Annotated in this window: 11 protein-coding genes; 7 read left to right on the plus strand and 4 right to left on the minus strand. The window is 67.4% G+C overall.

Going from position 1 to position 10,452, the window contains the following annotated elements; genetic code table 11:
- The first annotated feature begins 618 nt into the window (after positions 1–618).
- Together D7X32_RS40445 and D7X32_RS40450 are read left to right on the plus strand one after the other, a co-directional pair.
- Positions 619–2,976: a ribonucleoside-diphosphate reductase subunit alpha gene (locus D7X32_RS40445; protein ID WP_120607861.1), complete on the plus strand. Its 2,358-nt coding sequence runs from the start codon at positions 619–621 to the stop codon at positions 2,974–2,976.
- A gap of 63 nt (positions 2,977–3,039) precedes the next feature.
- Entirely contained in the window at positions 3,040–4,050 is a 1,011-nt protein-coding gene (locus tag D7X32_RS40450; RefSeq protein WP_120607851.1) for a ribonucleotide-diphosphate reductase subunit beta, read from the plus strand.
- Between the two features lie 92 nt (positions 4,051–4,142).
- On the opposite strand, the gene aqpZ is transcribed toward D7X32_RS40450, so the two are convergent.
- The 4 genes from aqpZ to D7X32_RS40470 form a co-directional block, all read right to left on the minus strand.
- Entirely contained in the window at positions 4,143–4,967 is an 825-nt protein-coding gene (aqpZ, locus tag D7X32_RS40455; protein WP_120607852.1) for an aquaporin Z, read from the minus strand.
- Between the two features lie 166 nt (positions 4,968–5,133).
- Entirely contained in the window at positions 5,134–5,667 is a 534-nt protein-coding gene (gene hpt, locus D7X32_RS40460; protein ID WP_120607853.1) for a hypoxanthine phosphoribosyltransferase, read from the minus strand.
- Between the two features lie 12 nt (positions 5,668–5,679).
- Complete coding sequence (locus D7X32_RS40465) at positions 5,680–6,495, minus strand: uracil phosphoribosyltransferase (protein WP_120607854.1); 816 nt, start codon at positions 6,493–6,495, stop codon at positions 5,680–5,682.
- Positions 6,496–6,529: 34 nt separating this feature from the next.
- On the minus strand, positions 6,530–7,129 hold the full coding sequence (locus tag D7X32_RS40470; protein WP_120607855.1) for a thymidine kinase: 600 nt from the start codon (positions 7,127–7,129) through the stop codon (positions 6,530–6,532).
- A gap of 256 nt (positions 7,130–7,385) precedes the next feature.
- Here D7X32_RS40470 and D7X32_RS40475 point away from each other — a divergent pair, with 256 nt between their 5' ends.
- The 5 genes from D7X32_RS40475 to pth all read left to right on the plus strand — a co-directional run.
- Complete coding sequence (locus D7X32_RS40475; RefSeq protein ID WP_244239455.1) at positions 7,386–7,697, plus strand: DUF5658 family protein; 312 nt, start codon at positions 7,386–7,388, stop codon at positions 7,695–7,697.
- A 117-nt stretch (positions 7,698–7,814) separates the two neighbouring features.
- Entirely contained in the window at positions 7,815–8,114 is a 300-nt protein-coding gene (spoVG, locus tag D7X32_RS40480; protein WP_120607857.1) for a septation regulator SpoVG, read from the plus strand.
- Positions 8,115–8,156: 42 nt separating this feature from the next.
- Positions 8,157–9,110, plus strand: a complete 954-nt coding sequence (locus D7X32_RS40485; protein ID WP_120607858.1) for a ribose-phosphate pyrophosphokinase — start codon at positions 8,157–8,159, stop codon at positions 9,108–9,110.
- Between the two features lie 222 nt (positions 9,111–9,332).
- Entirely contained in the window at positions 9,333–10,025 is a 693-nt protein-coding gene (locus D7X32_RS40490; RefSeq protein ID WP_120607859.1) for a 50S ribosomal protein L25/general stress protein Ctc, read from the plus strand.
- Positions 10,026–10,136: 111 nt separating this feature from the next.
- Positions 10,137–10,452 (plus strand): aminoacyl-tRNA hydrolase (gene pth / locus D7X32_RS40495; protein WP_120607860.1); only part of this gene is annotated, 316 nt, incomplete at its 3' end.

Here is a 10,452-nt window from a genome sequence, read left to right on the forward strand (position 1 = left end):
CCGTCACCCGCCGGTGACACCTCCCAGCAGCCCCCGCAGGCCGCCCCAACCCCCGACGCGGGCCTCGCGCCCTGATCTTGGGGGGTTGGGTGACCCCATGAAAAAGACGGGTCCGGACGCGCTTTTCCGGCCCTGTAAATGTCGGCCGGAAGACGCCCGGAACAGGGGCGTTGAGTGATCATAGATTGCAATGATCGATCCGACCCCAGCGGCAGGTTTACACAGGATCTAGCGTTGACACACCCGGGGACCCCCCATAGCTTGGGCCTCCTCGTTGCCCGCCCGCCACCCAGGGGGCACGCTCCCGCAACCCGGAGGCTGGTGTGGTTTCCTTGACCGACACGCACATCCGCCTCACAATTCGCTACATGTCGGGTTGTTGTCGCCAAGCCCGCGGGTCCTGCTCGGAAAAGTAGTCCCTCCCTGCCATCTCCGAAGTCGTCACCCACGGGGTCAGTCCACCCTGTTGGCTACGCCATTGCCTTGCCTGGAAGTGAGACGCCCGTGACCGTCCAGACGCCCTTCAAGCCGAACGCCGTCGCCTCGCCGCCCCCCGACTCCGCCACCGCGGCGCCCGCCACGCAGGCCCCGTCGGCGCCCGGCGACTTCGCCACCACCATGCGGGTGAAGAAGCGCAACGGCACGGCGGAGCCGGTGGACCTCAACAAGATCGTCCGCGCGGTGGGCAAGTCCTGCGTGGGCCTGTCGCGCGTGGACGTGATGCGCGTGGCCACCAAGACCATCAGCGGCCTGTATGACGGCGCCACCACGCGCGAACTGGACAGCCTGTCCATCCAGACCGCCGCGGCGCTCATCGTGGAAGAGCCCGAGTACGCCCGGCTCTCCGCGCGCCTGCTGTCCACCTTCATCCAGAAGGAGGTCAGCAACCAGGACATCCAGTCCTTCAGCCAGTCCGTCGCCGCCGGCCACAAGCACGGCCTCATCGCGGACCGCCTGCTCACCTTCGTCCAGGCCAACGCGCGCAAGCTCAACGCCGCCATCGACCCGGTCCGCAACGACCTGTTCGAGTACTTCGGCCTGCGCACCGTCTATGACCGCTACCTGCTGAAGAACCCGCAGACGCGCGAAGTCATCGAAACGCCGCAGGACTTCTTCCTCCGCGTGGCGTGCGCCCTGTCCGGCGACAACGCGCGCGAGGCCATCGAGCTCTACCGCCTGTTCAGCTCGCTGGAGTACCTGCCCAGTTCCCCCACCCTGTTCAACTCCGGCACGCGCCACGAGCAGCTCTCCAGCTGCTTCCTCCTGGACTCGCCGGCGGATGAGCTGGACGCCATCTACAAGAAGTATTCGGACATCGCGATGCTGTCGAAGTTCTCTGGCGGCATCGGCGTGGCCTACCACCGCGTGCGCGCGCGCGGCTCGCTGATCAAGTCCACCAACGGCCACTCCAACGGCATCGTCCCGTGGCTCAAGACGCTGGACGCGTCCGTGGCGGCGGTGAACCAGGGCGGCAAGCGCAAGGGCGCGTGCTGCGTGTACCTGGAGACGTGGCACGCGGACATCGAGGACTTCCTCGAGCTGCGTGACAACACCGGCGACGAGGCCCGCCGCGCGCACAACCTCAACCTGGCCAACTGGGTGCCGGACCTCTTCATGCGCCGCGTGGAGGCCGACCAGGAGTGGAGCCTCTTCGACCCGAAGGCGACGCCCCACCTCACCGACCTCTACGGCGACGCCTTCGAGAAGGCCTACGCGGAGGCGGAAGCGCAGGGCCAGGCCGTGCGCAAGGTGAAGGCGCGCGACCTGTACGCCCGGATGATGAAGGTGCTGGCCCAGACGGGCAACGGCTGGATGACCTTCAAGGACATCTGCAACCGCAAGAGCAACCAGACGGGGCAGCCGGGCAACGTCATCCACCTGTCCAACCTCTGCACCGAAATCCTGGAGGTCACGAGCCAGGGTGAGACGGCGGTGTGCAACCTGGGCTCGCTCAACCTGGGCCGCATGGTGAAGGACGGGAAGTTCGACTTCGACCAGCTGCGCGCCAACGCGATGCTCGCGCTCAAGCAGTTGGACCGCGTCATCGACCTCAACTACTACCCCATCACCACCGCCGCGGACTCCAACCGCCGCTGGCGCCCGGTGGGCCTGGGCCTGATGGGCCTCCAGGACGTCTTCTTCCAGCTGCGCCTGCCCTTCGACTCCGTGGAGGCGCGCAACCTGTCCAAGAAGATTTCGGAGGAGATCTACTACGCGGCGCTCGTCACCTCCTCCGACCTGGCGGAGCAGTTCGGCGCGCACCCGTCCTTCCCGGAGACGCGCGCGGCCAAGGGCGAGCTCCAGTTCGACAGCTGGGGCATCGTCCCGGAGGACACGCTGCGCTGGGACGCGCTGCGCTCGCGCATCATGAAGGTGGGCCTGCGCAACTCGCTGATGATCGCCATCGCGCCCACGGCCACCATCGCGTCCATCGCCGGCTGCTACGAGTGCATCGAGCCGCAGGTGTCCAACCTCTTCAAGCGCGAGACGCTGTCCGGCGACTTCCTCCAGGTGAACCGCTACCTGGTGCGCGACCTGCAGCAGCTGAACCTGTGGAACGAGTCCACGCGCAACCGCATCAAGATGGCCGAAGGCAGCGTGCAGGACCTCACGGAGCTGCCGGAGGAGCTGCGCGCCGTCTACCGCACCGCGTGGGAGGTCCCCATGCGCGCGCTCTTGGACATGGGCGCGGACCGCGGCGCCTTCATCGACCAGAGCCAGTCGCTCAACCTCTTCGTGGAGACGCCCAACATCGGGAAGCTGTCCTCCATGTACTTCTACGCGTGGCAGAAGGGGCTGAAGACGACCTACTACCTGCGCTCGCGCCCGGCGACCCGCATCGCCAAGGCCACCGTGGGCCAGGGCGGCCCCACCATCACCGCCGCGCCCGCGCCGGTGTCGCAGGTCGTCACCGCGGAGGCTGAAGCGGTGGCGTGCTCGCTGGAGAACCCCGAGGCGTGCGAGGCCTGCCAGTAGTCACCCTGGCGGCGCCGTACCCCTGCTGTCCCCTGTCGTCGTGAGTAAGGGAGTGCCGAAGCAATGCTGCTCGATCCGGGAATGAACCTGACGCTGCGCCCCATGGCGTATCCCGTCTTCTTCGAGATGTACCGCAATGCCATCAAGAACACCTGGACGGTGGAGGAGATCGACTTCTCCACGGACCTGGTGGACCTGCGCTCGAAGATGACGGACGCGGAGCGTCACCTCATCCACCGGCTGGTGGCCTTCTTCGCCACGGGCGACTCCATCGTCGGCAACAACCTGGTGCTCAACCTCTACAAGCACCTGAACGCGCCCGAAGCGCGCATGTACCTGTCGCGCCAGCTCTACGAAGAGGCCCTGCACGTCCAGTTCTACCTGACGCTGCTGGACAGCTACGTGCCGGACCCGGCGGAGCGCGCCAAGGCCTTCGCGGCGGTGGACAACATCCCGTCCATCCAGCGCAAGGCGCGCTTCTGCATGAAGTGGATGGACAGCATCCAGGCGCTGGATCAGGTCCGCACCCGCGCGGACCGCCGCCAGTTCCTCTTGAACCTCATCTGCTTCGCGGGCTGCATCGAAGGCCTCTTCTTCTTCGCGGCCTTCGCGTACGTGTACTTCCTGCGCAGCAAGGGGCTGCTCAACGGCCTGGCCGCGGGCACCAACTGGGTGTTCCGCGACGAGTCCGCCCACATGGCCTTCGCCTTCGAGGCCATCCAGACCGCGCGCAAGGAAGAGCCGGAGCTCTTCGACGCGAGCCTGGAGCGCGACGTGGTGCAGATGCTGCGCGAGGCGGTGGAGTGCGAGACGCAGTTCGCCCAGGACCTCTTGAGCGGCGGCGTGATGGGCCTGTCGGTGCAGGAGATGCGCGGCTACCTGGAGTACGTGGCCGACCAGCGCCTCCAGATGCTGGGCATGGCCCCCATCTTCCACACCAAGAACCCGCTGCACTTCATGGACCTGCAGGACGTGCAGGAGCTCACCAACTTCTTCGAGCGCCGCGTGTCGTCCTACCAGGTGGGCGTGGGCGTGGGCGCCGCCAACGACGTCGTCTTCGACGCCGCCTTCTAGGGCCGCTCCGCTCCCCTGCTTCACACACAGAGGCCGTGCCCCGCGAAACATGCGAGGCACGGCCTTCGTGCATCCGGCATCCGTGAGGTCCGCTAGACGGGGCGCTCCACGTCTCGCTGGCCCACGACGCGCTCGCGGCGCTCCTCGTCCGTCGCCTGCTCCGCGCGCGTGGCGGTGATCTGCACCGCCGGCCGGTGCACCAGCTTGTACACCGCGGACGCGAAGGCCGCCCCCAACAGCGGCGCGATGATGAACATCCACAGCTGGCGCAGGGCGTCGCCTCCGGCGAAGAGCGCCGGGCCCAGGCTGCGCGCCGGGTTCACCGACGTGTTGGTGATGGGGATGCCCACCAGGTGGATGAGCGTCAGCACCAGGCCGATGGCCAGGCCCGCGAAGCCCACCGGCGCACGCGAGTCCGTGGCCCCCAGCACCGTCAGCACCAGCAGGAAGGTGAGCGCCACCTCCGCGAGGAAGGCCGCCCCGCCACCAAAGCCCTCTGGCGACGCCGCCCCGTAGCCGTTGCTCCCCAGCCCCTCCGCGCCCGCGGAGTAGCCGCCCGGCATGCCCTTGGCGATGAGCAGCACCAGGCCCGCCGCGACGATGGCGCCCACGCACTGCGCGATGACGTAGCCAGCCACGTGGCGCTTGTCGAACTTGCCCGCCATCAGCAGGCCCACCGTCACGGCCGGGTTCACGTGGCAGCCGGAGATGGGGCCAATCGTGTAGACCATGGCCAGGAGCGACAGCCCGAAGGCGAACGACACCCCCAGGAAGCCGATGCGGTCGCCCGCCAGCACCGCCGCCCCGACGCCGCCGAGCACGAGCACGAAGGTGCCCACGGCTTCCGCCAGGTACTTCTGCATCGCGTCCCCATTGGTGGGGGCCGCCCGGGCGGCCCTCACGTTCTCTTCTCGCATGGTCAAGCCTCCTCGATGTCCAGAGGAGAGGCTGTGCATGCGTGCGCCCCGCAACGCGCGAGGGCCTCGCACACGGCCGCCGTGCGGCGCGTGGACGGGGCCCTCGCAGTCTCAAGGCCCCCACCCCGCGGGGTGGGACGCACGGGCCCTCGAGGGCCCGCGTGAATCAGGCGTGCTTCCAGATGCCGATGAACGGCAGGTTCCGGTACTTCTCGCCGTAGTCCAGGCCGTACCCGACGACGAACTTGTCCTCGATGACGAAGCCCTTGTAGTCGATGTCCACCTTCGTCTTGGCCCGCGCGGGCTTCTCCAGGAGCGAGCAGATCTTCACCGACGCGGGATGGCGCGCCCGGAGGTTCTCCAGCAGGAAGCTCATGGTGAGCCCCGTGTCGATGATGTCCTCGATGATGAGCAGGTGCTTGCCCGCCATCGGCTTGGACACGTCCGTGGTGATGCGCACCTCGCCCGTCGTCTCCGTGCCGCCGTGGTAGCTGGACACGCCCAGGAACTCGAGCGTCAGCGGCAAATCAATGGCGCGCGCCAGGTCGATGGCGAAGAACGCGGAGCCCTTGAGCACGCAGATGAGCGTGAGCTCCTTGCCCTGGTAGTCGCGGGTGATCTGCGCGCCCAGCTCCTTCACGCGCGCCTGCACGGCCTCTTCGGAGATGAGGACGCCGACATCCTTCTCGTGGAACGTCACCGGGTGCTCCCTCTACACGTAGGCGTTGTTCATGATCTCCCCGAAGCCGCCGCCGCCGGGGACGATGTACTGCCGGTCATCCAGCCCCCGCTCCTTCTCCCACAACAGGCCCGGCGCGGTGCCGAAGACCTCCGGGGGGGACAGGCCGCGGTCCAACCGGAGCGCGTAGATGATGACGTCCGGGTGCTCCGTCGTCATCCGGCGCAGGTACTCCGGCGTGACGATGAGGTTGAGCGTGATGATGCGCCGGGCCTTGCCGGGCACCTTCGTCTTGTACAGGTGGATGGCCGTGGACAGGCTGCCGCCCGTGGCTCCCATGGGGTCGGGGAAGAGCACGAACGCGTCGTCCACGTCCCCGCCAATCTTCGCGCCGCCAATCTCCGAACCCACCACCGCCTGGGCCGCGTCGATCATCCGGCTCATGATGATGTGGTCCTGGCGCACCAGGGACGGGTCCACCGAGAAGTTGAGCAGGTCGTACGTCACCTGCGACGGCAGCGTGCCCGCCCGCGCGATGTTCACCGTCACCACGCGCAGCTGCGGGTCCACCACCTCGCCCTGGTAGATGCCCAGGGGCGTGGAGTCGATCATCCGCGTGGGGATGGTCACCATCTTGCGCGGGAACTCCGCGTTGATGACCGTCTTCACCAGGTCCGCGTAGAGCTGCTCCACCAGCCGGTTGATCTGCGGCTGCAGCGTGCCCTTGGCGCACAGCGTGGCCAGCTGGGAGAGGAGAAACGGATTTCCCACCAGGTGGACGTTGGGCCCATAGTGGTGGGTCATCTCGTTCAACTTGAAGGGCACGTTCGCGTACAGGGTGTCGCGCATCGGATAGGGCTCCAGCGCCGGTCGCGGCGGCTTTTCAGTCGAACAGCTTCAGCGTCTGCGGAGGGCTCGCCTCCGCGGGTTCCGCCACGTGACACTTGCGGCAGCGCGGCTCGTAGGCCCCCGCCGCGCCCACCACCACCCGCTCCTCGCTGCCAATGATGCGCTGCGAACGGTTGGCCGGGTTTCCGCACACCGCGCAGATGGCCAGCTCCTTCGTCACGTACTCCGCCACCGCCATCAGCTGCGGCATCGGTTCGAAGGGGCGCCCCTGGTAGTCCTGGTCCAACCCCGCGCAGATGACGCGCATGCCCCGGTGGGCGAGCGCCTCGCACACCTGCACCACTTCACCGCCCAGGAACTGCACCTCGTCAATGCCCACCACCTGCGTGTCGGGGGACAGGTGCCGGAAAATTTCTTCAGCCCTTTCGATGGGCAGGGACGTCAATTTCAACTGGGAATGGCTCACCACCTGCGTGTCGTCATAGCGGGTGTCGATGCGCGGCTTGAACACACGCACCTTCTGCCGGCCGTACAGCGCGCGCTTGACGCGACGGATCAATTCCTCCGTCTTGCCGGAGAACATCGAACCGCAGATGACCTCTATCCACCCGATATCTTTAGGGAATTGATGCAAGGGACACTCGTCGGGAAGGGCGGAAGCGGGGCCAATCTCGGCGACCCACCCCTTCCCGTCAATTTCGTTTCCAGCCTGGCAAGCCCCCCACTCGCGCAGCCTGCCCGCCTGCTTCCGGGAAGCCCTGGAAGCCCTGGCAAGGGATTTGAATAGACCTGCCTCCAGGAAGCACGGACGGGAAACCTGGGGGTGGGGCGTGGCGGCGACGGCGGGCGAGATTCAGGGCGGGAGTTGGGCGGAGCAGGCTTCTTTCTACATGTCACCGGCGTCCGTGGCGCTGCTGATGCTGAACCTGATGGACGGGCTGTTCACCCTGCTCTTCCTGCAACTGGGAGTGGCGGAGGAACTCAACCCGGTGATGCGCGTGGCGTACGAGCAGTCACCGCTGCTCTTCATGTTCTCCAAGCTGCTCATCGTGAACGCCGGGCTGTGCCTGCTCTGCCTGCACCGCCGGCTCAAGGCCAGCCGCTTCGCCATCCGCGCGGGCGCCATCGTCTACGCCATCATCGTCGTCTACCACCTGGCCTTCCTCGCCCACCTGGTGAGTCACTGGCCCTTCGGGGCATAGGGGCTGCGGGTGCAGTGAACGGTCCCCGGCGCGACAGGTAGGGGGTGCTTGCTTTTCACCTCCAGTCTGTCCCAGGCTTCCCCATAGCTCCGATCTTCCAGTGTTCGGGGGGGGACCATGAACATCACCGACGTCCGGGTGTTTCCGGTCGAAGAGGACAAACTCAAGGCGTACGTCACCATCACCCTGGATCACTGCTTCGTCGTACGCGACCTGAAGGTGATCCATGGCTCCACCGGGCTCTTCATCGCGATGCCCGCGAAAAAACGGAAGGACGGGACCTACAAGGACATTGCCCATCCGTTGAACGCGGACACGCGCAGCCAGATGGAGCGGGTCATCCTCATCGAGTACGAGAAACACCTTCACCAGGCGCAGAGCGGGACGCTCGTCTCCGTGGCCGCGGAACTCGACTAACGAACTTCCCTTCCAGGCTCGCACGGGTTAGTCAGCGCCCCCATGCAGCCGTCGCGTGACTTCAAGGTGTTCGCCGGGAACTCCAACCCGGCGTTGGCGCAGCGCATCTGCGATTACCTCCAGCGTCCCCTGGGCAAGGCGACGGTGGACACGTTCTCCGACGGGGAGATCCACGTCGAGATCGGCGAGAACGTCCGTGGACAGGACGTGTTCATCCTCCAGTCCACGTGCCCGCCGACGAACCACCACCTGATGGAGCTGCTCATCATGTGCGACGCCCTCAAGCGGGCGAGCGCCGGCTCCATCACCGCGGTGATGCCGTACTACGGATACGCGCGGCAGGACCGGAAGGTGGCGGCCCGCACGCCCATCACCGCCAAGCTGGTGGCGGACATGCTGGAGGTCGCGGGGGTCAACCGGGTGGTGTCCATGGACATGCACGCCGGACAGATCCAGGGCTTCTTCAACATGCCCTCGGATCATCTCTACGGCTCGCCGGTGTTCCTGGAGGACATGCGCAAGCGCTTCCCGGAGTCCTCCGAGCTGGTCATCGTCAGCCCGGACGCCGGTGGTGTGGAGCGCGCGCGCGCCTACTCCAAGCGGCTGAACACGGGGCTGGCCATCATCGACAAGCGCCGCCCGCGCCCCAACGCCTCGGAGGTGATGAACCTCATTGGCGACGTGAAGGGCAAGGACGCCATCCTGGTGGACGACATGGTGGACACCGCGGGCACGCTCGCCCAGGCGGCCCTCGCGCTGAAGGACAAGGGCGCGCGCCGGGTGCTCGCGTACGCGGTGCACCCCATCCTGTCCGGCCCGGCCATCCAGCGCATCACCGACTCCGTCCTGGAGGAGGTCGTCTTCACGGACACGGTGCCCCTGGCGGCCAACGCCAGGGCCTGCCCGAAGATCCGCGCCCTGCAGACGGACGCCCTCTTCGGTGAAGCCATCGCGCGCATCCACCGCGCGGACTCGCTGAGCTCGCTGTTCGTCTGAAGCCGTCCAGGCCTGCCCGGACGCATCCGGGCAAAGGGCCGCCTGGAAGCCGGGCGGCTTGACGAAGGACCCCGGGGGCTGGCATGTCCGCCCCCTCCACCGGTTCAACGGGCCCGTCACAACGGCCCGGGCGCCGTCTTCGGGGCCCACCATGGGGGTGGGATGCCGAGGGCGCCCAAAGGGACCGGTGAACCCGCGGTACCCCACCGAAAAGAGATTTCCATGGCCACCGACAAGAGCACCCTCGAAGCCAAGTCCCGTGAAGGTTCTGGCAAGGGCATTGCCCGCCGCCTGCGCGCCTCCGGCCAGGTTCCCGCCGTCGTCTACGGCAAGCACCTGAAGGCGCCGCTGCACATCTCAGTGGACCCGAAGGCCATCCGCACGGCCATCAACACCCCGCACAAGCTGAACACGCTCATCCAGCTGAAGCTGGCCGGCAATGATCAGCAGGTCCTGCTGAAGGACTACCAGATGGACCCGCTCACCCGGGACATCCTGCACGCGGACTTCATCGCCGTGCGTGACAACGACCAGGTGAAGGTGAACCTGCCCGTCGTGCTCACCGGCAAGGCCGCGGGCGTGGCGGACGGCGGTCTGCTCACGCAGATCCGCCGCAACCTGGAGGTCTGGGCGCTCCCCGGCGCCATCCCCCTCCAGATCGAGGTGGACGTCACCAACCTGAAGATCGCGGAAGCCATCCACGTGAACGACGTGAAGCTCCCCGAGGGCGTGTCCGTGAAGACGCACGTCAACTACACCATCGCCGTGCTCGCCGCGCCGGAAGCGGCGGAAGCGGCCCCGGCGGCGGCTGCTGCGGCGGCGGCTCCCGCGGCGGCGGCGAAGGCGGGCGACGCGAAGGCGGGCGACGCCAAGGCCCCCGCGGCGGCCGCGGCCAAGGCCCCGGCGAAGAAGTAGTCCTCTTCCGCCGTTCGGTGTCTTTTCGCGGGGCGGGCCTCTTCCAGGGCCTGCCCCGCTGTCTTTCCGGGCGCGGCCCTTCCAGGCCCCGGCCCTCCTTGGGAGCCTTCCATGAAGCTCATCTGCGGGCTGGGCAACCCCGGGCGCGAGTACGAGCGCCACCGCCACAACGTCGGCTTCATGGTGGTGGACGCGCTGCTCGCACGCGCCCGCGCGGAGCTCACCCAGGACAAGTTCCAGGCGCGGGTGGGCCAGGGAAATCTCGGCGGCGAGCGCATCCTCTTCGTGGAGCCGCAGACGTACATGAACCTGTCGGGCCGCTCGGTGGCGGAGGCCGCGCGCTTCTACAAGGTCGCGACCCAGGACGTGCTCGTGGTGCACGACGAGCTGGACCTGCCCTTCGGGCGGCTGCAGCTCAAGGCAGGGG

The organism is Corallococcus carmarthensis (assembly GCF_003611695.1).
In the GTDB taxonomy this organism is placed as follows: domain Bacteria; phylum Myxococcota; class Myxococcia; order Myxococcales; family Myxococcaceae; genus Corallococcus; species Corallococcus carmarthensis.

Coding starts and splice junctions, on each gene's coding strand:
- D7X32_RS40445 (WP_120607861.1), top strand. CDS start 619: ATGCGGGTGAAGAAGCGCAACGGCACGGCGGAGCCGGTGGACCTCAAC.
- D7X32_RS40450 (WP_120607851.1), top strand. CDS start 3,040: ATGCTGCTCGATCCGGGAATGAACCTGACGCTGCGCCCCATGGCGTAT.
- aqpZ (WP_120607852.1), bottom strand. CDS start 4,967: ATGCGAGAAGAGAACGTGAGGGCCGCCCGGGCGGCCCCCACCAATGGG.
- D7X32_RS40465 (WP_120607854.1), bottom strand. CDS start 6,495: ATGCGCGACACCCTGTACGCGAACGTGCCCTTCAAGTTGAACGAGATG.
- D7X32_RS40475 (WP_244239455.1), top strand. CDS start 7,386: ATGTCACCGGCGTCCGTGGCGCTGCTGATGCTGAACCTGATGGACGGG.
- spoVG (WP_120607857.1), top strand. CDS start 7,815: ATGAACATCACCGACGTCCGGGTGTTTCCGGTCGAAGAGGACAAACTC.
- D7X32_RS40485 (WP_120607858.1), top strand. CDS start 8,157: ATGCAGCCGTCGCGTGACTTCAAGGTGTTCGCCGGGAACTCCAACCCG.
- D7X32_RS40490 (WP_120607859.1), top strand. CDS start 9,333: ATGGCCACCGACAAGAGCACCCTCGAAGCCAAGTCCCGTGAAGGTTCT.